Raw genomic sequence first — 23,852 nt, 5'->3', positions numbered from 1 at the left:
CATGGCGACGCCACAGGCCATCGTGATCGGTTGTTCGGCCGGCGGGCTGACGGCGCTGGAGGAGTTGTTCGCCGGCCTCGATCCCGCCCTGCCCCAGCCCATCGCCGTGTGCTGCCATACCGGCTCGGCCACGGTCGACCTGCTGTGCGAGCTGTTGGCCAAGCACGCCACGCTGCCGGTGGAAGAAGCGCGCGAACGTGCGCCGATGCGCGGCGGCGTGATCCATGTGGCGCCCAGCGGCTATCACCTGCTGGTGGAAACCAGCCGGCGCTTTGCCCTGTCGGTGGATCAACGCGTGAGCTTCGCGCGGCCTTCCATCGACGTACTGTTCGAATCGGCCGCCGAGGCCTATCGCGACACCCTGATCGGCATCGTGCTCACCGGCGCCAACAGCGACGGCGCCGACGGACTCCTGCAGGTACGGCAAGGCGGGGGACTTGCCGTCGTCCAGGAGCCCAGCGATGCCGAAGTTTCGACCATGCCCGCCGCCGCGCTCGAACGCGCGGGCGCGGACCATTGCCTTCCCCTGGCGGCGATCGCGCCGCTGCTCAATCGCCTGTGCCTGCCATGAACAAGTCCTCCCCGAAAATCCTCGTCGTCGACGACACCCCCGCCAACCTCGTCGCCATGCGCCACCTGCTGGCCGACAGCGGCGCCGAACTGTACGAAGCCGACGGCGGCAACGCCGCCTTGGCGCTGTGCCTGGACCACGAGTTCGCGCTGATCCTGCTCGACGTGAACATGCCCGAGATGGACGGCTTCGAAGTGGCCTTCCTGATCGGCGAAGACGAAAAGCTGCGCGAAACGCCGATCATCTTCGTCACCGCCGCCTATGCCGACGACATCAACCGCGTGCGCGGTTATCACTTTGGCGCGGTCGACTACATCGCCAAGCCGATCAACGACATGATCCTGCAGTCGAAGGTGCGCGTGTTCCTCGAGCTGTACCGCGCGCGCGCCGCACTGAAGTCGACGCTGGCCGAGCTGGAAGAACGCAACGACCAGCTCAACTCGGAGATCACCGAGCGCCGGCGCATCGAGGCGCAGATCCGCCATCAGGCCACGCACGACATGTTGACCGGCCTGCCCAACCGCACGCTGTTCCACGACCGCCTGCTCACCGCGATGCAACGCGTGCCGCGCCACGGCCCCGGCTTTGCTCTGGCCATGCTCGACATCGATGGCTTCAAGGGCGTCAACGACAATCACGGCCATCCGGCAGGCGATGCCTTGCTGCAGGCAATTGCCGAACGCCTGGGCGACCAGGTGCGCAGCAATGACACGGTTGCGCGCCTGGGCGGCGATGAATTCGCCCTGGTCCTGGAAGACGTATCGGAAATCGAACTGCTGATGCGCCGCTGCGAGGAAATCGGCGCCGCACTCGCCGCTCCCTATCCGCTCGAAGGACGCCATGGCGCGTTCGAGGCGAAGGTCAGCGCGAGCATCGGCGTGGCGCTCTGGAGCGGCGACGGCCAATCCGACGAAGACCTCATGCAGGCCGCCGACCGCGCGCTCTACCAGGCCAAGGACGGCGGCAAGAACCGCTGCGTGATGGCCTGAACTAGGCCGCCTTGCGCGGCGACACCCACATGTCGATGCGCGCGCGGAACACATCCTCGCCCGCTTCGTTGCGCAGGTTCACCCGCACCGGCCAGGCATACCCGCTGGCGGTTTCCGCCGCGGGCGATTCGGGCCTGGCGACAGCCACCAGCGTGCCGGTGGCCTTGGCCAGGTACTCCACCGTCATGCCCTTGGGAATCCAGCGCATGCCTGGCGGGATCGTCACGTCGGTCATCATGCCCGCGGTGAGTTCGGCGGCGTTGCAGAGGGCGATGGCGTGCACCGTGCCGATGTGGTTGTGCACGCGGCGGCGGTCGCGGATCGCCACTTCGCAGCAGCCCGGCTCCAACGCACGGAACCGCGGTGCGATGGTGGCGAAGTAAGGCGCCTTGAAACAGATCAGGCGGCCGTACAGCCAGCGGCCACCGGGCAGGGAAACCAGCCGACGGTACAGCGACAATGCCTGGCTCATGGCGAATCTCCCGCACGGGCCACGCCGCTGCGCCGCCCTTTCGTGTGTCGATGGCATGCCGTCATTCCCGCCGTAGCAGGAATGACGGCCGGTGAAGTCAGGCCGCGTCGGCCAGCTTCTTGTTGCGGTCCGCGCGCGTCACCGCGGCACCGAGTTCGGAGGGATCGAAGTCGTCCACCGAGATGAATTCGAACACGCCCTCGCGCACACGCTTGAGCAACTCGAACTCGGCCGCGTTGATCACGCCGGCCTGCAGCGCTTCGCTCAGCTGGCCCACGTAGTCGTGCGATTTGAACTGGCCCGACTTCTGCGCCTTGCCAAACTTGCGTTCCACCGGCTCGGCCGCGATCACGTCCGGCAGCAAGGCATTCATGCGGCCGATGGTGTTGTTCGCGGTGGGCGTGAGGTAGGTCCACTCGGTGAGGCGATCGCGTGCTTCGCCCGGCGCCGTGATGATGGCGGCGACGCGACGACCCAAACGGTCGGACGGCGGCACTTCGCGGCGGCCCCACGGGAACACCAGCACGCGCAACAGCCACGAAATCGGCTTCACCGGGAAGTTGCGGATGGCGCCGTCGAGCGACGTCTGGATGCGCCACATGCACTCGTGGAACGCCCACGCCAGCAGCGGACGATCCGCTTCCGGACGGCCGGTATCCTCGTAACGCTTGAGCATCGCGCTGGCGATGTAGAGATAGCTCAACACGTCGCCCAGACGCGCCGACAGCTTCTCCTTGAACTTCAGCTTGCCGCCCAGCACACCCATGAAGGTATCGGCACACAGCGCTAGCGCTGCCGAGTAGCGGTTGAGCTTGCGGTAGTAGCGACGCACATAGGCGTCGCCCGCGGTGTCGCCGATGCGCGAACCGGTCAGGCCCAGCGTGAACGAGCGCACCGCGTTGGAGATGCCGAAACCGATATGGCCGAACAGCGCGCGGTCGAACGACTTCAGGCGATCGCCGTAGTCGGGAATCGACAGCGCCTGCATTTCCTTCAGCACGTAAGGATGGCAGCGGATGGCGCCCTGGCCGAAGATCATCAGGCTGCGCGTCATGATGTTCGCGCCTTCCACCGTGATGGCGATCGGCACGCCTTGCCACGCGCGGCCCGCGTAGTTCTTCGGACCCAACTGCACGCCCTTGCCGCCGTGCACGTCGAGCGCGTCACCGGCGATGATGCGGCCCCATTCGGTGGCGTGGTACTTGGCGATCGCCGAGGGTACCGCCGGCTTCTCGCCGCGATCCACCGCGGCCGCGGTGGCGCGCGACAACGCGGCGGTCGCATAGGTGAGACCGCCAATGCGCGCGAGCGCTTCTTCCACGCCTTCGAAGCGCGCGATGGACAGACCGAACTGCTTGCGCATGCGTGCATACGCGCCGGTGGCGGCGACCGCGGCGCGCACGCCGCCCGTCGCATTCGACGGCAGCGAAATCGCGCGACCCACCGACAGGCATTCCACCAACATGCGCCAGCCGTGGCCGGCCATATGCGGACCACCGATCAATACCGACAGCGGCACGAACACATCCTTGCCATGCAGCGGTCCGTTCTGGAACGGGATATTCAGCGGGAAATGACGGCGGCCGATTTCCAGGCCCGGCGTCGAACGCGGCAGCAGCGCCAGCGTGATGCCGAGGTCTTCCTTGTCGCCCAGTAGTTTTTCCGGATCGTACAAACGGAAGGCCAGACCCACGACGGTGGCGATCGGCGCCAGCGTGATGTAACGCTTGTCGAAGGTGAGCTTCATGCCCAGCGTTTCGACGCCATCGACCACCTGCTTGCAGACGATGCCGAAGTCGCTGATGGAGGTGGCATCGGAACCGGCATACGGACCGGTGAGTGCAAAACACGGAATCTCTTCACCCACGGCAAGGCGCGGCAGGTAGTGATTCTTCTGCTCGTCGCTGCCGTAGTGCAGCAGCAGTTCCGCCGGGCCCAGCGAGTTGGGCACGGCCACCGTCGAGGCCACCGTGGCCGACATGGTGGCCAGCTTCTGCAGCACCGCCGAGTGCGCCAGTGCCGAGAAACCCAGGCCGCCGTACGACTTGGGAATGATCATGCCGAAGAACTTGTTCTTCTTAATGAAGGCCCAGACCTCCGGCGGCAGGTCGGCCAGTTCGTGGGTGATTTGCCAGTCGTCGATCATGCCGCAGAGTTCTTCCACGGGACCATCGAGATAGGCCTGCTCTTCCACGCTCAATTCGGGCTTGGGCTGCTTGAGCAGCTCGTGCCAGTCGGGCTTGCCCGAGAACAACTCGCCTTCGAAGCCGACCGTGCCTGCTTCCAGCGCGGTCTGTTCGGTTTCGGAAAGCTTGGGCGTCACCTTGGCGAACATCTTCAGTAGCGGCGCGCTGATCTGTTTGCGACGGAAGCCGTCCATCAGCAGCGGCACGGCAATCGCCAGCTCGATCACGACCAGGAAGAAGGTCGTCCACGGCGCACCGGCTATGAGGCCGACCACGACGGTGGCAATCACCGTGGCGATCGCCCACGTGCGCAGGCTGCTGCGGTGGTAGGCACAGGCGCCGGTCGCAATCAGCGCCGCCAGCAGGGTCAGTATCACGGACATCCAAACACCTCGTTACGAATGACGTCTTGGTGGAACAGGGATTTCATCGGCTCAGGCCGTGACCGCATCGCTGCGATCGGTGGAAGAAAGCTGGCCCACGAATCGTGCGATCTCGCGGGTGAATGCGTCGTTGGCGTCGCCCGCCACCATGTGCGTGGCGCGCGGCAACTCGACGTGCTCGGCGTGCGGCACCAGTTGCAGGAATTCGTCGACGGTATCGCGCGACACCACATCGCTACGACCGCCCGACAACAGCAGCACGGGGACGCGTACCTTCGCCGCCGCCGACATCAGGCGCGGCTGGTACCGCTCGCTTTCGCTGACCAGGCCGTCGAGCAGGGCCGGATCCCAGTGCCAGCGCAGCCGGCCGTCGGCGCCCTCGCGCATCAACGGACGCAACTGGTCCGCCGACTTGCGCTCGGCGCGATGCGGCAGGTACTTGGCGATTTCCTCGGCGGCCTGCGCATAACTCGCGAAGCCATCGGGATGCGCCTGCATGAAGGCGAGGATGCGTTCCACCCCCTTGGTCTCCCAGCGCGGCGTGATATCCACCAGCACCAGCGCGTGGAAGGCGTCGGGATCGATCTCGCCCGCGATCACCAGCCCCAGCAGGCCGCCCATCGACGCACCGACCAGGATCGGCTTGCGCAGTTCGGCGTGCGCCAGCAAGCGCAGATCGCCGACGAACTGCTCCATGTGGTAGTCGCCGCCGGCCACATGGCCGCTCTCGCCATGACCGCGGGCGTCGAAAGTGACGCAGCGGAAGCCTTCGTCGGCGAGCGCCTCGGCACTGCCGCGCCAGGCGCCGCGCGTCTGGCCGAAGCCATGGGCGAACAGCAGCGTCGGATGACCCGACGGTCGGCGAACTTCGACGGCCAGCGTCAGGCCATCGACGGCCGTGACCTGGGTAATGGACTTCTCGGTAGCGGGTATCGAAACCATACGCATGAGTATGGATTGCAACAAATGGCTGCGTCAATATGCGCTGCGGCAAGCGGAGTTCCCGCCGATTCAAACACTTGCCGCGACGCTAATTGCAATGCCGCCATCAGGGGCTACCATACGGTTATGAATGCAAGCGCCAAACCCGAACGCACCCGCCTCTCCGCCGAGGATTGGGAGGACGCCGCCCTCCGGCTGATCGCCGATCAGGGCGTCGGTGCCCTGGCCGTCGAAGCGCTGGCCCGCCAGCTCGGCGTCACCAAAGGCAGCTTCTACTGGCATTTCCGTACCCGCGAAGCGCTGCTGCAGGCCGCGCTGGAACGCTGGGAGCAATACGGCGAGAAAGAAGTAATCAGCCAGATCGAGGCCATGCCCGATCCGCGCGCGCGCCTGCCCGAACTGTTCCGCCGCGTGGCGCATGAAATCGCCCCGCACCGCGTGTATGCCGCGCTGCTGAAGGCGCTGGATCACCCGCAGGTCGTGCCGGTGATGGCGCGCGTCTCCCAGCGCCGGATGGAATTCCTCACCACCATCTACAGCGAAGCCGGCCTGTCGCCGGACGAGGCACTCAACCGTGCGCGCCTCACCTACGCCGCCTACGTGGGCTTCCTGCAGCTGAACTTCACGCTGGGCCTGCCGCGCATCAGCCACGACGAGTTCGATGCCTACGTCGAGCACATGATCCGCACGCTCACGCCGGCCTGACCTTCCGCCGGGCACCATCGTCGACGCGAACGCCGCCTCAGTGCGGCGTTTTTATTGGCAGCTATCCACTGCCAGTCCAGCTGGCAAAGTGGTATGCAGTTGCATCTGTAACCATTGGCTCCGACAGCGAATTCCGGGTGCGCCCAGTTGCCTTTTGCTGCGTCGGACCTTGCCATGCCAGTACACGTAAGTTAGCGTTTCTACTCTTTTTTGGCTTAAGACCAGGGTGAGGAAACGATGTCGAGCAAGCTGGCAGCGCTGCAGCGCTGGGTCGATGAGGTCGCGGCACTGACCCGACCCGCAAACATCCATTGGTGCGACGGCTCGGACTCCGAATACCAGCAGCTGGTGCAGCAGATGCTGCAGACCGGCGACCTGATCGAGCTGAACCAGCAAACCCATCCGGGCTGCTATCTGCACCGCTCGAGCCCGTCCGACGTGGCGCGCGTCGAACATCTCACCTTCGTCTGCACCAGGGACGAGGAAGCCGCCGGCCCCAACAACCATTGGATGGCGCCGGCCGACGCGCACGCGAAGATGGATGCGCTGTTCGACGGCTGCATGGAAGGCCGCACCCTGTATGTCATCCCGTATTGCATGGGCCCGATCGATTCCCCGCTCGCCCGTTGCGGCGTGGAAATCACCGACAGCCCGTACGTGGTGGCGAACATGCGCACCATGACGCGCATGGGCGCTGCCGCGCTGGCGCGCATCGAGCGCGAGGGCACTTTCGTGAAGGGGCTGCACTCCACCGGCGAACTCGACCCCGAGCGTCGCTTCATCATGCATTTCCCCGAGGAGCTGACCATCAAGTCGTACGGCTCCGGCTACGGCGGCAACGCGCTGCTGGGCAAGAAGTGCCACGCGCTGCGCATCGCCAGCTACCAGGCGAAGTCCGAGGGCTGGCTGGCCGAGCACATGCTCATCGTGGGCATCGAGAATCCGCAGGGCGAAACGCATTACATCGCCGCCGCGTTTCCCTCCGCCTGCGGCAAGACCAACCTCGCCATGCTCATTCCGCCCGAGGCTTACCGGCAGGAAGGCTGGAAGGTCTGGACCGTCGGCGACGACATCTGCTGGATGCGCCCCGGCGCGGATGGACGTCTATACGCGATCAACCCGGAAGCCGGCTATTTCGGCGTGGCCCCTGGCACCAGCGACGCCACCAATCCGAACGCGCTGTCGACCATCGCGCGCGACACCATCTTCACCAACGTCGCCGTCACCGCCGACAACCAGCCGTGGTGGGAGGGCCTGCAGGGCACGCCCGTCACCGATTGGCAGGGGCGTCCGTACGACCCGGCGAACGGTCCGGCTGCGCACCCCAATTCGCGCTTCACGGTGAGCGCCAAGCAGTGTCCTACATGGTCGCCGCGTGCCGAGGATGCGCAAGGCGTGCCGATCAGTGCGATCGTGTTCGGCGGCCGTCGTCCATCGCTGATCCCGCTGGTGTTCGAGGCGAAGGACTGGAAGCACGGTGTACTCGTGGGCGCCGCCATGGGCTCGGAGACCACCGCGGCCGCCACCGGCGCCGTGGGCGTGCTCCGTCGCGACTCGATGGCCATGAAGCCGTTTGCCGGCTACCACTACGGCGACTATTTCCGTCACTGGCTGTCGTTCGACCAGCCGGGCGCGAAGCTGCCGAAGATCTTCCACGTGAACTGGTTCCGCAAGGGCGAGGACGGCCGCTTCCTGTGGCCGGGCTTCGGCGACAACCTGCGCGTGCTGCAGTGGATGATCGATCGCGTGGAAGGCCGTGCCGCAGGCAACCACACGCCGATCGGCACGCTGCCGAAGGCAGGCGAGATCAAACTCGACGACCTCGCGCTCGACCGCGCCACGGTCGACACGCTGTTCCACGTCGACCACGCCGGCTGGACCGCCGAACTGGCCGCCATTGGCGAGTACCTGGAAAGCTTCGGCCAGCGCATGCCCGCTGAACTGCATGCCGAGCAGCAGCGCGTCGCCAAGGCGCTGGACGATGCGGCCGTGACGCCGCGCGCGGCCGTCGCCTCCTGACGCCCGCCCTGCCCGCCGGTCCCACGCGGCCGGCGGGTGCTCTCGGACGGCCGCCATGGGCCGTTCGGCATCTGCGTCTCAACTTCTTCTAAACCTTGCCACGCCTGGGTGCATCCAAGCTGGCAAGATGATCGCAGCCTGCCCCGCCACCGGAACCACCATGCCGCCGCCAGCACCCGCCGCGGAGCCTCATGACATGGACGACGTCCAAGCGGCGGCGTCCGGCGATCGCGCGGCCTTCCAGCGGCTCTACCGGGCGCATGTGGACCGCATCTACGGCGCCGTCCTGCGACTGGCCGGTTACGACCACGCCCGTGCGGAAGACCTCACCCAGGAAGCTTTCATCCGCGCCTGGCAGAAGTTGTCAGGCTTTCGCGGCGACAGCGCGTTCAGTACCTGGCTGTATCGCCTGGCGGTGAATGTCGCGTTGATGGACATCAGGTCGCGCGGTTCGGATCCGGTCACCATGATGGACGAGGACCACATCCCCGATCACGGTGAAACGCCGTTCTGCGCCGCCGAACGCGACGAACTGGAACGTGCGATCGGCAAACTGCCGCCACGTGCGCGCGCCGTGCTGGTGCTGCACGACGTGGAAGGTTGGCGACACGAGGAAATCGGTGCCGAACTCGGCATGGCGGTGGGTTCGTCCAAGGCGCAATTGCATCGCGCCCGCGGGCTGCTGCGGAAAGTATTGGGAGAACGCTCATGAACGAATTCGAATGGCTGCGTCAAACCCGCGCCCTGCGCGAACCGGTAACGCCACACCGCGACCTATGGGCCGGCATCGATGCGGCGCTGGACACCGGCAAGGTCACCGCGCCCACCACCCGCCGCGCATGGCGGCAGCCGCAGAACTGGCTCATCGCGGCCAGCTTCGTGGGACTGTCGCTGTTTGCCGGCAGCCTGGCAGTGCACCTGCGCGACAGCACGCTGGCTAATGCCACCGCCAACACCGTCGATGCCAGCCGCTGGCGCCCGAACGACCCGCGCCTTGCCGGCGCGGCCGTGGAACTGGACGCCGCCAACATGGAGCTGCGCCAGGCGATGGAACAGGCACCCGATTCGCCGGCGCTGCAACGCCTGCTCATGCGCACGCAGAAACAACAGTCGCAGCTGCGACAGATCGAACACCAGGCTGGTTGAGTCCAGCGGAGCCGTCACCATGAAAACCGCACGCGTCATCCCTCTCCTGCTCAGCCTGTCGATCGGCCAGGCCTTGGCCGACACGCCCATCAACCTCAGCCACGACGCCACGCCCAATGCGCATGTGAGCATCAGCAACGTCAAGGGCGACGTCACCGTGAGCGCCTGGGATCGCAACCAGGTCCAGGTCACCGGCCGCCTCGGCGACGGCGCCAAGCCGCTGGCCATCGTGGGCAGCGACAGCAACCTGAGCATCAAGGTGGAATCGGCGGCCAAGTCCGGCTGGTTCAACTTCGGCAGCGACACGTCGATGGGCGGCACCACGCTGGACGTGCGCGTACCCAGGGGCGCATCGCTGGATGTCGACGTGGTCAGCGCGCCGATGAACATCGACGGCATCGACGGCGGCGTCATCAAGGTCAATACCGTCAGCGGCAAGGCGCGCATCAACGCCCGCTCGCCCAGCATCGATGCCGACGCCGTCAGCGGCAGCATCGAGCTCGCCGGCAATGCGGACAAGGTGAACCTGCAGACGGTGAGCGGCGACATCCTCGCGCCGAACGTCGGCGCGGAAGCGAGCCTGCAGACGGTCTCCGGTCGCATCCGCGTGAATGGCGGCCCATGGCGCAAGCTCAGCCTCAGCACCGTCTCGGGTGATGTGCAGTTGGGCGGCGGTATCGCACCCAACGGCGCCTACACGGTCGACAGCATGAGCGGCGACGTGCAGATCCAGGTGCCGGCCAACCTTTCGGCGATGATCAAGGCGTCGACCTTCAGCGGCGACCTGCGCAGCGACTTCGGCACGGTGAAGAAGCCGGAACATGGCCCGGGCAGCGAACTGGAAACGACGGTCGGCGCCGGCAGCGCCAAGATGACTGTCGAAACCTTCAGCGGCGACCTGCGCATCCGTCGCCAGGATTGAATCCCCGCGAGCCGCCAAACGAAAACGCCGGGCCAAGCCCGGCGTTTCTTTTGGTGCGGCCGCTAGAGAAACGGCGCGACTCAGAGATCCTGGTGGTACTGCACGTACGGCGTGCGCGACTGGTCGGGCTCCGGACCGGCTGGCGTATTCACGCCATTGCCCGACGACCACAGGTTTTGCGCGCCGACGCTCAACTGGCCCTGCCACGGCAGACGCCAGGTCACGCCCAGGTCGATGCTGTTCCAGCGACGATCCGGGTTGTAGCCGGCACCACCGGGAACGCCCGCTTCCGGCGCCATGGTGCGACCCACGATGCTGCCGCTCAACGGGCCGCGGTCGACGCCGAAGCTGACGGATTTCTGGTCGAGCGCATTCACGCCCAGCACATTGCCCGGCAACAGGCGAACCCGGCCGACGCTCGCACCCAGATCGATGCCGCTCTTGCCGTCCAGCGCAAAACGGCCGCGCGCATTGAGTTGCGTGCTGCTGTCGAACGCGGAAAGACCGTTGACGCCCGGCAAGGCACCCGGCAACAGGCGCGGCAACGTGGCGGCGCCCTGCACATTGTCGGTACCCACGCTCAGGCCCAGCGCATAACGGCCATCGCTATAGGTGGCCCCCACTTCGCTGCCGATGACGCGCGGCGCCTGGTTGTTCGCCCAGTTGCGCTCGCTCACGCCCACGTGCGCCTGCACGTTGGGAGCAATGCCATAGCGGACGTCGGAGGATTGCACCGTTGCGGCGTCGACGGCGCGAAATTGCAGCGGCGAATCGCCCTGCGAAGCCGCCAGCGTATCGCTGTTGGACTGCAGCGCCAGCCAGCGGCCATCGGCGCCACGCCACAGCGGCACGCCGTTCGCGGCGGCCGGCGAGGCCTGATCGGGCGTCTGCGAAAGCAGGCGTCCGGCGGCACTGTACGGATCATTGGCCGCAGTCTGTCCTGCCGCAACGAACGGCATGAGCAGCAGTGGCAATGACAAGAACAGACGACGCATGAACGCGAAAACCCCCGCGATACCGTAGGACAAGGTTAGATCGCCCCCTCCCAGAGACGAACTCGGGTCTGACGATACCACATTTTACTTTTTGCTAACACCCAGATTCCCAGTTTGTGAGCCAAGTCCGGCCGTTGCTGGATCACAAATTTTTGACATCCCGGGATCAATTAGGTTCCCCGGTTCATGCACCCAGCGACAAAGCTGAATGGAGGCGATATATAGTCCCTTCCTGTCGACAATGCCCGGATTCGACCTACGACTGATGACCTCGGTCCCTTCCAGCACGATGCCCTCCTGGTCCACGGACAGCGCTGTCGTGGCCATGCACGCCGCGGTGGAGCGACTCTTCCGCGCGGGCGATGCTGCCAGCGTGGCGGAAATCTGCGAGGTGATGCTGCGCGACCTGGGCATCGGGGGCAGCCTTCACTGGCGGTTGCTGGGCGACACGGAAGCCCCCAACGAGCAGATCACCCAACTCGACCTGGCCGAAGACCCGCAGGGCTTGCGCTCGCTCGTGCTGGCCCTGCCTACCGGCACGATCTCGGATCCGATGAGAGAGAACCTCTCCTGGATCGGACGCCTGCTCGCCTGCCGCCTGCGCCAGTTGGCGGAAACCTCCCGCCTGTACGAAGCCATCTCCCGTCTTGCGCTGGCCGAACGCCTGCAGCGCGCCCTCTACGCCATTGCCGACCAGGCGGGCGCCGAGCACAACATGACCGAGATGATGCACTCGCTGCACGCCATCCTCGGCAGCCTGATGTATGCGGAGAATTTCTATATCGCGTTGTACGACGCGGCCACCGACACGGTGCGCTTCCCGTACTACGTCGACACCATGGACAAGGACCCGCCCTCGCCCGACGCCTCGGTGCCGCTGCAGGAAATGCGCTACAGCCTCACCTGGAACCTGTTGCAGAGCGGCCAGGCGATCATGGGCTCGGTGGCCGAGCTGACCGAGCAGTTCAAGGGCCGCTTCGTGCTGCTGGGCCCGGTCTGCGAGCACTGGCTCGGCGTGCCGTTGCTGCGCGACGGCCGCGTGGTCGGCGGCATCGTGATGCAGAGTTACCGCGAAGACACGCATTACAGCGAGCACGACCGCGAACTGCTCAGCTACGTCGCCAAGCACGTGCAGACGGCGCTGGAACGACGCGAGGCGCATGAGGAACTCGAGCGCCGCGTGTCCAGCCGTACCGCCGCGCTGCGCGAGGCCAACCGCGTGCTGCGCCAGCAGGTGTTGCAGCGCCAGCGCGGCGAGCGGCTGCAGGCGGCGCTGTTCCGCATCGCGGAGTTGGCGAACGCCTCGGAAAGCATCGACAACTTCTATGCCGCCGTGCACCGGGTGATCGGCGGCCTGCTGTACGCCCGCAACTTCTACATCGCGTTGCTCGACGAAGAGCAGAAAACGCTCAGTTTCCCCTACTCCGTCGACGAGTTCGACACGGTGCGCCTGCCGCGCGCGCACGGCCGCGGCGTGACCGAGTTCGTGCTACGCCACGCCAAACCGCTGCTGGCCGATCCGACCGAATTCGATCGCCTGCAGCAGATGGGCGAGATCACCCATCGCGGCTCGCGGTCTGTCTGCTGGCTCGGCGTGCCGCTGATCTGGGGCGATCGCGCCATGGGCGTGCTGGCCGTGCAGAGCTACTCGCCCGAGCACACCTACGACGTGCGCGACCAGGAGTTGCTCACCTTCGTCGGCTACCACGTCGCCAACGCCCTGCAACGCAAGCACACCACCGAGTCGCTGAAGCAGGCCTATGCGAGCCTGGAGCGCCGCGTCACCGAACGCACCCGCGCCCTCGCCCTGGCCAACCGCGACCTGCGCGAACAGATCGCCGAACGCGAGCGCGTGGAACGCCGCCTCAAGTACGAAACCCTGCACGATTCGCTAACCGGCCTGCCCAACCGCACGCTGCTACTGCAGCGCCTCGAACAGGCACTGCAGCGCTATCACGGCGATACGCAGGAATTGTTCGCGGTGCTGTTCATCGATCTCGATCGCTTCAAGGTGATCAACGACTCGGTGGGCCACCTGGTCGGCGACGACCTGCTGTTCCAGGTCGGCGGCCGCATCCGCGCGTGCCTGAAGACGCGCGACGTGGTGGCGCGCCTGGGCGGCGATGAATTCGCTGTGCTGGCCGAAGGCATCACCGATCCGAAGATGGCGATGCTGATTGCCGAGCGCATCATCGACGAATTGCAGACGCCGTTCCGGCTCGGTGCGAAGGAGATCTTTACTTCGGCCTCGATTGGCATCGCGCTGCCCAGCCCGCACTACCAGCGCCCGGAAGAACTGCTGCGCGACGCCGACGCGGCGATGTATCGCGCCAAGGACGAAGGCCGCCACCGCGCTGCCGTGTTCGACGATCGCCTGCGCCGCGAAGCCCTGTCGCTGCTGGAGATGGAAGGCGATCTGCGGCGCGCGCTGAGCCGCAACGAATTCGTGCCGTTCTACCAGCCGATCGTGGCGCTGCAGACCGGCCGCACCGTCGGCTACGAAGCCCTGCTGCGCTGGCGGCACCCGGATCGCGGCTTGCTGACGCCGGGCGATTTTCTTGCCGTGGCCGAGGAAAGCGGCTGCTCGGAAAGCATCGACTGGCAGATCTTCGAACAGGTCTGCGCGCAGGCCGAGGCGTTGGCCGGCAGCGACGGCTTCGTCAGCATCAACGTATCGGGCCGCCACTTCCGTTCGCTGGACCTGGACAAGCGCCTGCTCGATCTCATCGAATCGCATCATGTGCCGCCGCGTTGCCTGCGCATCGAGGTGACCGAACGTGCGCTGCTGGAAAACGCCATCCAGGTGAAGCGCATGCTGGACAACCTGCGCGAGCACGGCGTGAGCATCGCGCTGGACGATTTCGGCACGGGCTATTCGTCGCTGAGCTACCTGCATCAGTACCCGATCGAGACGCTGAAGATCGACCGTTCCTTCATCGTCGAACTGCCACGCGAAGGCGGTCACGGCGCGGCGGTGGTGCGCGCCATCCAGGCGCTGGCCAATTCGCTGCAGATGCAGGTGATCGCCGAAGGCATCGAGGACGAGGACCAGCGCGAGGCGCTGCTGCGCATCGGCTGCCGCTTCGGCCAGGGCTTCCTGTTCGCCACGCCGAAGATGGCCGAGGTGTGGTTGCAGCGCGAGCATCATTTCGCGCTGCCGTAGGGCGGCGCGCCTTTGGTTCCAATGCCTCGATTCCACCTGCTCGTCATTCCGGCGCACCCCGCAAAAGGGGGCAAGGGCCGGAATCCAGTAGCGATGCGATGGATTATTGCGGCGCCTCCAACGCAGGCTGTCATAACGCGACAACCGGGCACAGACGCTACTGGATTCCGGCCCTTGCCCCCTTTTGCGGGGTGCGCCGGAATGACGGGCAAGAGAAAGGCCGGCACCTTTCGGTGGCCGGCCTTATTCAACGTCTTGCAGGCTTATTGTGCCGTGTGCGGTGCATTCGCCGCCGGCGTCACGCTGAGCAGATGCTCCGCATCCACTCGGTCGAAGGTGTAACGCTGCGCGCAGAACTCGCAGATCACCTCGATTTCGCCTTCGCGGGCTTCCAGCGCCGCTTCCACTTCATCGCGACCGAGCGAGCGCAACACAGCCTCCACGCGCTCACGCGTGCAGCTGCAGCCGAACGCCAGCGGGCGTGGATCGAACAGGCGCACGGATTCCTCGTGATAGAGGCGGTACAACAGCTGCTCCGGCGGCGTGGACAGCAGTTCCTGCGCACCCAGCGTGGCGGTCAGATGCTGGATGCGCGTCCACGCGTCTTCGTCTTCCACGGCGTCGTGACCGCCCTCGTCCGGCAGCTTCTGCAGCATCAGACCCACCGCATGCTCGCCATCGGCCGCCAGCACGATGCGTGCCGGCAACTGTTCGGATTGGCCGAAGTAGTTCTCCAGCGCCGACGCCAGATCCGGATGCTGCAGGTCGACCAGGCCCTGGTAGCGCTGGCCACGCTCGGCGTTGCCGATGGTGATGGCCATGTAGGCTTCGGGCATCGCCGCCAGATCCAATGTTTCCGGCAACGGATCGTTCCAGCGCGCCAGGCCGCGCAGGCGACCGCGATCGGTGCACTCGGCGAACAATAGGCGCAGCGGACCGCTGCTCTTCAGCTCCACCGAGAGCGCACCATCGAGCTTGATGTTGCCGGTCAGCAAGGCGCTGGCCACCAGCGTCTGGCCGAGCACCGAACGCAACGCGGCGGGATAGTGGGCACGACCGGCAACTTCACGCCAGGCCGGCCCAAGACGAACGAGCACGCCGCGCACGCCGGCGCGCTCGAGCATGAAGCGATGCAGGACATCTTCGACAAGCACGGTTTCCACGGGATGGACCTCTCAAGAACAATCCCCCTAGATGGGGGCGCCTGCATCGGGGCACAACGACCGCGGGAGCAGGCTATCGGGGAAGGGGCTGGCGCCTCCTATACTGCCGCCAATTCCGTCTAAGCGCCGCCATGACTCCACGACGCCCGTTCGCCGCCCGTCTGCTCCGCACCCTGGTCCTGCTTGCGATCTCCTGGCTGGCACTGAGCTGGCTGGTGGTGCTGGTGCTGCGCTTCGTGCCGCCGTGGACCTCGGCGGTGATGATGGAGCGCCAGCTGGGCGCGCTCATCCATGGCGAGAAGGATTTTCACCTGCAGCACCGCTGGGTGCCATGGAGCCAGGTGTCGCCCTATGTGCCGCTGGCGATGGTGGCCGGCGAGGACCAGAAATTCCCCTATCACCACGGCTTCGATTTCGATTCCATCCAGGATGCGGTCGATGCCGCCGACGAAGGCCGGCGCCTGCGCGGCGCCAGCACCATCAGCCAGCAGACGGCCAAGAACCTGTTCCTGTGGAACGGGCGCAGCTTCATCCGCAAAGGATTGGAAGCGTATTTCACCGTGCTGATCGAGCTGAGCTGGCCCAAGCAGCGCATCCTCGAGGTTTACATGAACAGCGCCGAGCTGGGCGACGGCATTTACGGCGTGGGTGCGGCCAGCGACGCGTTCTTCCATGTGCCGCCTGCGCGTCTCAGCGCGGCGCAGGCGGCGCGCCTGGCTGCGGTGCTGCCGAGCCCTCGCCGTCTGCATGCGGATCGCCCTACGGCCTACGTGCAAAGCCGGGCAAACTGGATCCAGCAGCAGATGGCGCATCTGGGCGGACCGGGCTACCTGCAAAGCCAGACTGCGCCACGCGATACGCGACGGCGCTGACGTGACGCAGCCGCTCGCTACGGGCGAGACGCTGCACTAGCATCTGCCCACCTTCCGGGAACCCTCGCGCCGCCATGCCACGTCTCACCGTCGTCGTACCGGCTTACAACGAGTCGGCCGTGCTGGATGCCTTCCACGCCCGGCTCAGCCGGGTGCTGGACGAACTGGCGCTCGATTGCGAGGTGCTCTACGTCGACGACGGCAGCACGGACTCCACCTGGCAGCTGATCAGCGCGCTGGCGGCGCGTGACGGCCGCACCGGCGCGATCAAGCTCTCGCGCAACTTCGGCAAGGAGGCGGCGATGACCGCCGGCCTGGACCAGGTGGACGCCGATGCCGCCATCGTGATCGATGCCGACCTGCAGGACCCGCCGGAACTGATTCCGGCCCTGGTGGAACGTTGGCGCGAAGGTTTCGACGTGGTCTACGCCACGCGCAGCGCACGCCAGGGGGAAACCGGCTTTAAGCGTCTGACCTCCGCCCTGTTCTATCGCAGCATGGACCGCGTCTCCGATATCCACGTGCCCCGCGATACCGGCGACTTCCGCCTGCTCTCCCGCCGCGCGCTGGACGCATTGCACCAGCTGCGCGAACGCCAGCGCTTCATGAAAGGCCTGTTCACCTGGATCGGCTATCGGCAAACGGCCGTCTATTACCTGCGCGAGCCACGCCAGGCCGGCACCACCAAGTGGAACTACTGGCGCCTGCTGCAACTGGCCATCGAGGGGTTCACCTCGTTCTCCACTGCGCCGTTGCGCCTCGCGACCTGGGTGGGCGTGGCGGCGTCGCTGATGTCCTTCCTGTTCGGCCTGTGGGTGTTCGGCAAGGCGTTGTTGTTTGGCGACCCGGTGCAGGGCTATCCGTCGCTGATGGTGGCGATCCTTTTCATCGGCGGCGTGCAGTTGCTGGCGCTGGGCGTGATCGGCGAGTACCTGGGACGCAATTACGCGGAGAGCAAGCAGCGCCCGCTGTACTTCGTCGAGGAGCAGCGCCCGGCGCGAGAGAAGCGTTGAACAGCGTCCGGCCGGCCGCTTCACGTCGGGCCAACACCCCGTCCACGCGGCGGCGCTAGACTTTCGCCATGCGGCCCATCGGCGGCCTCCTGGGAGGTGGAAGCATGCGACAAGTCAAGCATTTGCTGGAAGGAAAAGGCAGCGACATCTTCAGCATCGCACCGGACGCGCCCGTACTCGAAGCGATCAAGCACATGGCGGAACGCCGCGTCGGCGCGCTGCTGGTGATGCGCGACGAACGGCTGGTGGGCATCGTTTCCGAACGTGACTACGCACGCAAGGTGATCCTGCAGGGCCGCTCCTCCGCCCAGACCGCGGTCTCGGAGATCATGAGCAGCCCGCCGCTCACGGTGGGCCCGGACACGGACGTATTCGACTGCATGCGCCTGTGCACCGACAGCCGCATCCGCCACTTGCCGGTGGTGACCGGCGAACAGGTAGTCGGCGTCATCTCGATCGGCGACCTGGTGAAGGAAGTGATCGACGCGCAGGCCGAACAGATCGAGCAGTTGCAGCGCTACATCACCAGTTGAGCCGGTACCAGCTGAGTGGGCTCAGGCCTTGGCTGTTTCTGCCGGGGATGAGGTGCCTTCTGCGGCCTGCTGCTCCGGCAGCAGGTCGGGCGAATGACCCGCGCGCGCGGCCACCCAGGTAGCGACCACGGCGACACCCGCACCGAGACCGGCCATGCCGGTAGCTGCCACGCCCAGCGTGCCCAGCACGCTCACGCCGCTGGTGACCAGCACGTCGCCGAACCGCCAGATGGCCGTCTCCACGAAGTTCTTGCCCTTGTAGCGCGTCTCGCGCGGCACCCGGGTGTACAGCGCATCGACGGCCGGCTTGGTCATGCCGTAGGCGAACCCGCGCGAGCCGACCAGCATGATCGAGAGCATCGGCACCATGGTGCCGAACAGGCTGACGCTGCCCACGCCGACGATCACCAGCAACACCAGCAGCACGAAGTTCACCACCGACGGCAGCACCAGACCCGGGCCCGCGCCCTTGCGCACCAGCAGCCAGCGCGTCAGCGTGAGTTGCAGCACGGCGCCGAGCAGGTTCGCGTACAGATCCAGGTCGTTGTAGAACGAGGTGCGCGCCACGCGATCAGGCAGGTGCGCCTTGGTGTAGTCGGCCATCAGCGCATAGGCGAGCGTGCCGATGCCGTCGCCCAGCACCATCAGGATGGCCATGTAGCGCAGGAACGGGCGCGTCCACAGCTCCTTGACGCCGGCCCAGAGCGAACCGCCGATGGGTTCTTCGTTGCGCGCTTCATCGCGGCAGTCGTGTCGCGACGACAGGGTCAGCAGCAGGATCAGCGCGATCGTCAGTGCCGCTGCCGACACCACCAGCAACGATGCCACGCCGATCAGCTGCACCAGGAACTTGGTCACCAGCGGCCCGAAGATCGCCCCGGCCATGCCGCCCAGCGCGATCAGCGGGAACACGCGGCGTGCCTGCGCGCTCTTGAAGATGTCCGCCATGAAGCTCCAAAAGAGCGACACCACGAACAGGTTGAACACGCTGACCCAGATGAAGAAACCCACGCCCAGCGCACGCGCGCCGATGCGATCCTGCGCCATGAACGCCGGCACGAAGGCAAACAGGCAGGCCACGAAGAAGCTGTAGCTCCAGCCCAGCAGGCGCTTGCGCCGGAAGTGCGACACCAGCGCGCCGAACACCGGCGTCAGCAGCAGCATCACGCCGAACGTGCTGGCGTAGAACAAGGGCAGCGATTGGGAACCGACGGCGCCGCTGAGCTGGTCGCGCACGGGCCGGATGATGTAGTACGCCGTCATCACGAAGAAGAACGCCACTGCCGACAGGATCGACGCGAGGCCTTCGTTCGCTGCGGCAGGTCGGGGGGTATTCACCGGCATTTCCAGCGGGGGACGCGCACAGACTAGCATGCGGCCATGACGGTCACTGACAGGGACCAGGGGACACTGATGACATACGACATCATCATCGTTGGTGCAGGGTCGGCCGGCTGCGTACTTGCCAACCGCTTGAGCGCAAACGGCAACCGGCGCGTATTGCTGCTGGAAGCAGGGCCGCCGGACTGGCACCCGCTGATCCATATGCCCGCCGGCATCGCGCGCCTGGCCAACAACCGCCGCCTCAACTGGAACTACCGCACCGAACCGCAGGCACAGTTGAACGGCCGCACGCTGTGGTGGCCCCGCGGCAAGACCCTGGGCGGTTCCAGTTCGATCAATGCCATGTGCTACGTGCGCGGTGTGGCGGGCGATTACGACCGTTGGGCGCAAGCCACCGGCGATGCACGCTGGTCATGGGAACAGGTGTTGCCATGGTTCCTGCGCAGCGAGGACAACACGCGCGGCGCGGACAGTTTCCATGGCACGGGCGGCCCGCTCGGCGTCAGCGACCTTCGTCACCATAATCCGCTGTCCGGGGTTTTCATCGAAAGCGCGGTGAGCGCGGGCTTTGCGCGCAACGACGACTTCAACGGTGCCGATCAGCAGGGCTTTGGCCTGTATCAGGTCACCCAACGCGATGGTGCGCGCTGCTCCGCCGCGGCGGCCTATCTGCGCCCCGTGCGCGACCGCCCGAACCTGGAGGTGCGCACCGGTGTGCTGGTGGCGCGCGTGGCGATGGCCCAGGGGCGCGCGATTGGCGTGCAGTTGCACGGCAGCGATACGCTCATCGAAGGTGGCGAGGTCATCCTCGCCGGCGGCGCAGTGAACACGCCGCAGCTGCTGATGCTCTCGGGCATCGGTCCGGCCGACCATCTGCGCGAGCACGGCATCGCCGTGCAGGCCGACCAGCCCGAGGTCGGCGCGAACCTGCAGGATCACCTGGACATCTGCACACTCGACGGCAGCACCCAGAAGATCACCTACGACCACCTCAACGAACTGGCCGCCGGCTGGCGCTTCCTGCGTCATCGCAATGGACCGGGCACCTCCAACATCGCCGAGGCCGGCGGCTTCGTGCGCAGCCGGCTGGCCACGGACGAACGCTGCGACCTGCAGTTCCATTTCGTGCCGGCCCTGCTGGACGATCATGGCCGTCATCGCCTGCCCGGCTATGGCTACACCGTGCATGCCTGCTACCTGCATCCGCGCAGCCGCGGCACGCTGCGCCTGCGTTCGGCGAACCCCGCACAACCCATCGCCATCCATGCCAACTATCTCGGCGATGCCGAGGGGCACGATCTTGCGCGCATGATCGAGGCCGCGCGCCTGTCGCGCGAGCTGCTTTCCCAACCCGCCTTTGCGCCGTTTCGAGGAGCGCCCGTTTTCCCAGAGCGCAAGATCACGAGCGACGCGGAATACCTCGATTTCATTCGCCGCAAGGCGGAAACCATCTATCACCCCGCGGGCAGCTGCCGCATGGGCAGCGACGCGCGTGCACCGCTGGACAGCGAGTTGCGTGTACGCGGCGTGCAGAACCTGCGCGTGGTGGACGCCTCGGTGATGCCCAGCCTGCCCACCGGCAACACCAACGCGCCAGTGATCATGATCGCGGAACAGGCCAGCGCGATGATCCTGAACGAAACCAAGTCGGCGCAGCCGTTGTCCCAATGAGGCTTGCCGTCCATCGATCGTACGGAAAGGGGATTTTCGCGTCTTGCTGCGGTAATCTCCGGCAGCCGTCATGGATGGAACAGGCTCGCGACATTAGGCCCAGCTCTATCCCGAGCTGTCTTCGATACGGCGTCATCGACGCCCCGCATCTTCGAATCGCATGACGCTTCGCACGCTTCCACTGCTCATCGCCGCCACGCTGGGATGGGCCAGCGCACTGCCCGCTGCGCACGCCGCGACGCCGGCAAGCGACGGCACGCTGCCGCCCTCCCAGGGCGTTCCCGCCGATCGCATGAAGGACACCCTGACCTCCTACCAGCAATGGCTGGAGCGCGTCGACCAACGCAACGTCGTGGCTGGCCTGGCCACGGCCGTGGTGTCGGACAACAAGGTCGTGTTCGAGGACACCATCGGTTACGCCGACGCCGCCACGCGCGAGCCGGTGACGCCCGAGACGGTGTTCCGCCTGGCCTCGCTGTCCAAAGCGTTCGCCACCGCGCTCACCGGCGTGCTGGTGGACGACGGCAAGCTTTCCTGGGACACCAAGCTGGCAGCCGTGCTGCCGTTCTTCAAACTCAAGAGCGACAGCGCGGCGCAGCAGGCGACGGTGCGCGACATCCTCGGCCAGCGCCTGGGCCTGCCCAAGAACACCTACGACAGCATGCTCGAAGACAACGTGCCCTACGAAGAGCTGGTGCGCCGGCTCGACGAGGTCTCTCTGACCTGCGACGTCGGTCAATGCTACGGCTACCAGAACATCGCCTTCAGCCTGATCGGCGATGTGGTCTATGCGCAGACCGGCGACTTCTTCACCCGCCAGGTCGACAAGAACATCTTCTTCCCGCTGGGCATGAAGACCGCCAGCTACGGGCGCGAAGGACTGGAAGCGAGCAAGAGCTGGGCGCGTCCGCATCGGCCGAGCAGCAACGGCTGGATCCCGTTCGAACCGAAGGACGCCTACTACCGCGTCGCTCCGGCGGCAGGCGTCAACGCGAGCCTCAAGGACATGGAGCAATGGCTGATCGCGCAGATGGGCGGGCGCCCTGACGTGCTGCCGCCCGCGCTGCTCAACACGCTGCATACGCCCGAGGTATCCACGCCGATCGAACTGCGCGGGTCGCCATGGCGCCGTGCGCGCCTGGAGGATGCCTCCTACGCGCTGGGCTGGCGCGTGTTCGACTACCAGGGCGAAACGATGATCTTCCACGCCGGCGCCGTCGAAGGCTATCGCACGATGATCGGTTTCCTGCCCAGGCAGCACGTGGGCCTGGTGATGATGTGGAACTCCGCCGATCCGCTGCCCGCCGGCCTGCTGCCGATGGTGTTCGACAGCCTGCTCGGCCTGCCGCACGTCGACTGGGCCGGCGTCGAGAGCGACGCGCCGCCCGCCAACACGATCAAGGGCAAGCCGCGCAAGAAGAGCAAGACGGCGGCGACGCGCGGCAGCAAGGGCTAGGCAGCACGCTCATCCCACGGCGCAAAAAAAGGCGCCACAGGTTTCCCTGCGGCGCCTTTTCTTTTGCGGCAGGCTCGCCGCGAGCGCGGCGAGCCCTTGCTCAGTTGAGCTTGAACACGATGCGACGCTTGTCCTGCGACGGCACCGGGTTGCCGTCCTGCGTGGCCGGCTGGAACTTCCAGCGACTCACCGCTTCGGTCGCCGCGCGATCGAACACGTGGCGCGGCTCGGCATCGACCACCTTCACGTCGTCCACGGTGCCTTCGGGCGTGACGGTGAACGTCACTTCCACCCAGCCTTCCTGATTGGCACGGACGGCTGTGGTCGGATAGCGCGGCGGCACGTTGCGCAACAGCACCGCCGGGTGCGTACCACCCGCGCTGGCCGCAGCCGTGTTGCCGGCACCCGCCGTGGAGGTCGGCGCCTGCTGCGTGCGCGCGGCTTCCGCCTGTTGCTGCTGCGCTGCGCGGGCCTGGGCCGCACGCTGGTCGGCCACCGCCTTCTGCTGCGCTTCGGCTGCGAGGCGATCGGCTTCCGCCTTGTCGGTCACCGCCTTCTGCGCCGCCAACTGCTGCTGCTTCTCCTTGTCGGAGGCCAGCTGCTGCTCGCGATCCTGCAGCTTGCGCTGGGCATCGAGCTTGGAACGCAGGATGGTCAGCGTGTAGTTGGCCGGGTCGGCCTTCGCCAACAGATCGATCTGGCGCTGGGCTTCGTTGAAGTCGCGCTGGTTGATCGCCTGCTCGGCCACGCTGGCGCCCACCGGGAAGGTTTCGCGCAGTGCGTCGGTGGCCACCGGGTTGCCAGGCTGCTTCTCCAGCACCTTCAGGTAGAACTCGAACGCGTTGTTGCCGGCCGGTGCCAGCAGACGCTGTTCGTTCACTGCCTTGCGGGCTTCCGCAAGCAGCTGGTTCATGCTCATGGCCGCCACGTTGACCGGCGGAGGCGGCGCCTCGCCGGCTTTCACCGGCGTGGACGGGTGCGCGCCGGCATCGGCTTCGACCATGTCCTGGTGCGGCTTGATGATAAGGAACCATGACGCTGCGGCGAGCACGGCAACAACAGCAACGATGGCAATGGCAGCGGGCCGAATGGCCCCACGCGCGTTACGACGCGCATGACGTGTGTATCGGGTATCCATGATCTCTCACCGAGTGGCATCAGATACCCGCGCTTTTTCCCCCTGTGAATCCAGGAGCGGCAGCCTCCCCAGGCCACCGCGGCGCGGATGTGTGAAAGGTAACCGTAATGCAGCACTACGGCAAATCGTTCGACGTGTCGGCGACAGGCCGCACATCGCGTCGTATTGG

At 66.2% G+C, this 23,852-nt stretch carries 20 protein-coding genes; 13 read left to right on the top strand and 7 right to left on the bottom strand.

Features of this window, described 5'->3' with window-relative positions; all coding sequences use genetic code 11:
* The first annotated feature begins 1 nt into the window (after position 1).
* Complete coding sequence (locus ACN9MB_RS04435) at positions 2-571, top strand: chemotaxis protein CheB (protein ID WP_426270913.1); 570 nt, start codon at positions 2-4, stop codon at positions 569-571.
* Positions 568-1,560, top strand: a complete 993-nt coding sequence (locus ACN9MB_RS04430) for a diguanylate cyclase domain-containing protein (RefSeq protein ID WP_204636137.1) — start codon at positions 568-570, stop codon at positions 1,558-1,560. The genes ACN9MB_RS04435 and ACN9MB_RS04430 overlap by 4 nt, the downstream gene beginning before the upstream one ends.
* Before the next feature lies 1 nt (position 1,561).
* On the opposite strand, the gene ACN9MB_RS04425 is transcribed toward ACN9MB_RS04430, so the two are convergent.
* The 3 genes from ACN9MB_RS04425 to ACN9MB_RS04415 all read right to left on the bottom strand — a co-directional run bounded on the left by ACN9MB_RS04425 (position 1,562) and on the right by ACN9MB_RS04415 (position 5,543).
* Positions 1,562-2,032 (bottom strand): hotdog fold domain-containing protein, encoded by a 471-nt coding sequence (locus tag ACN9MB_RS04425; RefSeq protein WP_426270912.1) that lies wholly within the window; start codon positions 2,030-2,032, stop codon positions 1,562-1,564.
* A gap of 97 nt (positions 2,033-2,129) precedes the next feature.
* Entirely contained in the window at positions 2,130-4,601 is a 2,472-nt protein-coding gene (locus ACN9MB_RS04420; RefSeq protein ID WP_426270911.1) for an acyl-CoA dehydrogenase, read from the bottom strand.
* 51 nt (positions 4,602-4,652) lie between these two features.
* Complete coding sequence (locus ACN9MB_RS04415) at positions 4,653-5,543, bottom strand: alpha/beta fold hydrolase (RefSeq protein WP_426271886.1); 891 nt, start codon at positions 5,541-5,543, stop codon at positions 4,653-4,655.
* Positions 5,544-5,669: 126 nt separating this feature from the next.
* On the opposite strand from ACN9MB_RS04415, the gene ACN9MB_RS04410 reads away from it, so the two are divergent.
* From ACN9MB_RS04410 to ACN9MB_RS04390, 5 genes are all read left to right on the top strand, one after another.
* On the top strand, positions 5,670-6,248 hold the full coding sequence (locus ACN9MB_RS04410) for a TetR/AcrR family transcriptional regulator (protein WP_204636134.1): 579 nt from the start codon (positions 5,670-5,672) through the stop codon (positions 6,246-6,248).
* A 237-nt stretch (positions 6,249-6,485) separates the two neighbouring features.
* Complete coding sequence (locus ACN9MB_RS04405; protein ID WP_426270910.1) at positions 6,486-8,267, top strand: phosphoenolpyruvate carboxykinase (GTP); 1,782 nt, start codon at positions 6,486-6,488, stop codon at positions 8,265-8,267.
* Between the two features lie 160 nt (positions 8,268-8,427).
* Positions 8,428-8,979, top strand: coding sequence for an RNA polymerase sigma factor (locus tag ACN9MB_RS04400; protein WP_204636132.1), 552 nt, complete (start codon positions 8,428-8,430; stop codon positions 8,977-8,979).
* Positions 8,976-9,413 carry a hypothetical protein gene (locus tag ACN9MB_RS04395; RefSeq protein ID WP_204636131.1) on the top strand — a complete coding sequence of 146 codons (438 nt, stop codon included), beginning with the start codon at positions 8,976-8,978 and terminating at the stop codon, positions 9,411-9,413. Before ACN9MB_RS04400 ends, ACN9MB_RS04395 begins: the two co-directional genes overlap by 4 nt.
* A gap of 19 nt (positions 9,414-9,432) precedes the next feature.
* Complete coding sequence (locus ACN9MB_RS04390; protein WP_204636130.1) at positions 9,433-10,335, top strand: DUF4097 family beta strand repeat-containing protein; 903 nt, start codon at positions 9,433-9,435, stop codon at positions 10,333-10,335.
* A gap of 80 nt (positions 10,336-10,415) precedes the next feature.
* Here ACN9MB_RS04390 and ACN9MB_RS04385 read toward each other — a convergent pair whose 3' ends face one another.
* Complete coding sequence (locus ACN9MB_RS04385; RefSeq protein WP_426270909.1) at positions 10,416-11,330, bottom strand: hypothetical protein; 915 nt, start codon at positions 11,328-11,330, stop codon at positions 10,416-10,418.
* A gap of 325 nt (positions 11,331-11,655) precedes the next feature.
* On the opposite strand from ACN9MB_RS04385, the gene ACN9MB_RS04380 reads away from it, so the two are divergent.
* The gene (locus ACN9MB_RS04380; RefSeq protein ID WP_239535713.1) at positions 11,656-14,493 is read left to right on the top strand and encodes a bifunctional diguanylate cyclase/phosphodiesterase; all 2,838 of its coding nucleotides are present in this window, start codon (positions 11,656-11,658) and stop codon (positions 14,491-14,493) included.
* A gap of 263 nt (positions 14,494-14,756) precedes the next feature.
* On the opposite strand, the gene ACN9MB_RS04375 is transcribed toward ACN9MB_RS04380, so the two are convergent.
* A complete protein-coding gene (locus tag ACN9MB_RS04375) occupies positions 14,757-15,656 on the bottom strand; it encodes an Hsp33 family molecular chaperone HslO (protein WP_204636127.1) in 900 nt (299 codons plus the stop codon).
* Between the two features lie 131 nt (positions 15,657-15,787).
* Between ACN9MB_RS04375 and mtgA the strand changes: the two genes are divergently transcribed.
* The 3 genes from mtgA to ACN9MB_RS04360 all read left to right on the top strand — a co-directional run bounded on the left by mtgA (position 15,788) and on the right by ACN9MB_RS04360 (position 18,074).
* Positions 15,788-16,528: a monofunctional biosynthetic peptidoglycan transglycosylase gene (mtgA, locus tag ACN9MB_RS04370; RefSeq protein WP_204636126.1), complete on the top strand. Its 741-nt coding sequence runs from the start codon at positions 15,788-15,790 to the stop codon at positions 16,526-16,528.
* Positions 16,529-16,602: 74 nt separating this feature from the next.
* Positions 16,603-17,541 carry a glycosyltransferase family 2 protein gene (locus ACN9MB_RS04365; protein WP_426270908.1) on the top strand — a complete coding sequence of 313 codons (939 nt, stop codon included), beginning with the start codon at positions 16,603-16,605 and terminating at the stop codon, positions 17,539-17,541.
* 104 nt (positions 17,542-17,645) lie between these two features.
* A complete protein-coding gene (locus ACN9MB_RS04360; protein ID WP_204636124.1) occupies positions 17,646-18,074 on the top strand; it encodes a CBS domain-containing protein in 429 nt (142 codons plus the stop codon).
* Between the two features lie 21 nt (positions 18,075-18,095).
* Here the strand turns inward: ACN9MB_RS04360 and ACN9MB_RS04355 are convergent, their stop codons facing one another.
* Positions 18,096-19,412, bottom strand: a complete 1,317-nt coding sequence (locus ACN9MB_RS04355) for an NTP/NDP exchange transporter (RefSeq protein ID WP_426270907.1) — start codon at positions 19,410-19,412, stop codon at positions 18,096-18,098.
* A gap of 75 nt (positions 19,413-19,487) precedes the next feature.
* Between ACN9MB_RS04355 and ACN9MB_RS04350 the strand changes: the two genes are divergently transcribed.
* Positions 19,488-21,089 carry a GMC family oxidoreductase gene (locus ACN9MB_RS04350; protein ID WP_426270906.1) on the top strand — a complete coding sequence of 534 codons (1,602 nt, stop codon included), beginning with the start codon at positions 19,488-19,490 and terminating at the stop codon, positions 21,087-21,089.
* Between the two features lie 160 nt (positions 21,090-21,249).
* Positions 21,250-22,545 (top strand): serine hydrolase domain-containing protein, encoded by a 1,296-nt coding sequence (locus ACN9MB_RS04345; protein WP_204636121.1) that lies wholly within the window; start codon positions 21,250-21,252, stop codon positions 22,543-22,545.
* 100 nt (positions 22,546-22,645) lie between these two features.
* Here ACN9MB_RS04345 and ACN9MB_RS04340 read toward each other — a convergent pair whose 3' ends face one another.
* Complete coding sequence (locus tag ACN9MB_RS04340) at positions 22,646-23,683, bottom strand: energy transducer TonB (RefSeq protein ID WP_426270905.1); 1,038 nt, start codon at positions 23,681-23,683, stop codon at positions 22,646-22,648.
* Between the last annotated feature and the right edge of the window lie 169 nt (positions 23,684-23,852).

This window comes from Dyella kyungheensis (assembly GCF_049913195.1).
Classification (GTDB): Bacteria; Pseudomonadota; Gammaproteobacteria; order Xanthomonadales; family Rhodanobacteraceae; genus Dyella; species Dyella kyungheensis.
Note: the sequence above shows the minus strand (reverse complement) of the source record. Positions and strands in the feature narration are given on the sequence as shown.

Bases quoted from the DNA above. Each gene is read 5' to 3' on its own strand.
- ACN9MB_RS04435 (WP_426270913.1), top strand. From the start codon at position 2: ATGGCGACGCCACAGGCCATCGTGATCGGTTGTTCGGCCGGCGGGCTG.
- ACN9MB_RS04420 (WP_426270911.1), bottom strand. From the start codon at position 4,601: ATGTCCGTGATACTGACCCTGCTGGCGGCGCTGATTGCGACCGGCGCC.
- ACN9MB_RS04395 (WP_204636131.1), top strand. From the start codon at position 8,976: ATGAACGAATTCGAATGGCTGCGTCAAACCCGCGCCCTGCGCGAACCG.
- ACN9MB_RS04400 (WP_204636132.1), top strand. From the start codon at position 8,428: ATGCCGCCGCCAGCACCCGCCGCGGAGCCTCATGACATGGACGACGTC.
- ACN9MB_RS04390 (WP_204636130.1), top strand. From the start codon at position 9,433: ATGAAAACCGCACGCGTCATCCCTCTCCTGCTCAGCCTGTCGATCGGC.
- ACN9MB_RS04350 (WP_426270906.1), top strand. From the start codon at position 19,488: ATGACATACGACATCATCATCGTTGGTGCAGGGTCGGCCGGCTGCGTA.
- mtgA (WP_204636126.1), top strand. From the start codon at position 15,788: ATGACTCCACGACGCCCGTTCGCCGCCCGTCTGCTCCGCACCCTGGTC.
- ACN9MB_RS04385 (WP_426270909.1), bottom strand. From the start codon at position 11,330: ATGCGTCGTCTGTTCTTGTCATTGCCACTGCTGCTCATGCCGTTCGTT.
- ACN9MB_RS04410 (WP_204636134.1), top strand. From the start codon at position 5,670: ATGAATGCAAGCGCCAAACCCGAACGCACCCGCCTCTCCGCCGAGGAT.
- ACN9MB_RS04430 (WP_204636137.1), top strand. From the start codon at position 568: ATGAACAAGTCCTCCCCGAAAATCCTCGTCGTCGACGACACCCCCGCC.
- ACN9MB_RS04405 (WP_426270910.1), top strand. From the start codon at position 6,486: ATGTCGAGCAAGCTGGCAGCGCTGCAGCGCTGGGTCGATGAGGTCGCG.
- ACN9MB_RS04365 (WP_426270908.1), top strand. From the start codon at position 16,603: ATGCCACGTCTCACCGTCGTCGTACCGGCTTACAACGAGTCGGCCGTG.
- ACN9MB_RS04425 (WP_426270912.1), bottom strand. From the start codon at position 2,032: ATGAGCCAGGCATTGTCGCTGTACCGTCGGCTGGTTTCCCTGCCCGGT.
- ACN9MB_RS04360 (WP_204636124.1), top strand. From the start codon at position 17,646: ATGCGACAAGTCAAGCATTTGCTGGAAGGAAAAGGCAGCGACATCTTC.
- ACN9MB_RS04345 (WP_204636121.1), top strand. From the start codon at position 21,250: ATGACGCTTCGCACGCTTCCACTGCTCATCGCCGCCACGCTGGGATGG.
- ACN9MB_RS04340 (WP_426270905.1), bottom strand. From the start codon at position 23,683: ATGGATACCCGATACACACGTCATGCGCGTCGTAACGCGCGTGGGGCC.
- ACN9MB_RS04380 (WP_239535713.1), top strand. From the start codon at position 11,656: ATGCACGCCGCGGTGGAGCGACTCTTCCGCGCGGGCGATGCTGCCAGC.
- ACN9MB_RS04415 (WP_426271886.1), bottom strand. From the start codon at position 5,543: ATGGTTTCGATACCCGCTACCGAGAAGTCCATTACCCAGGTCACGGCC.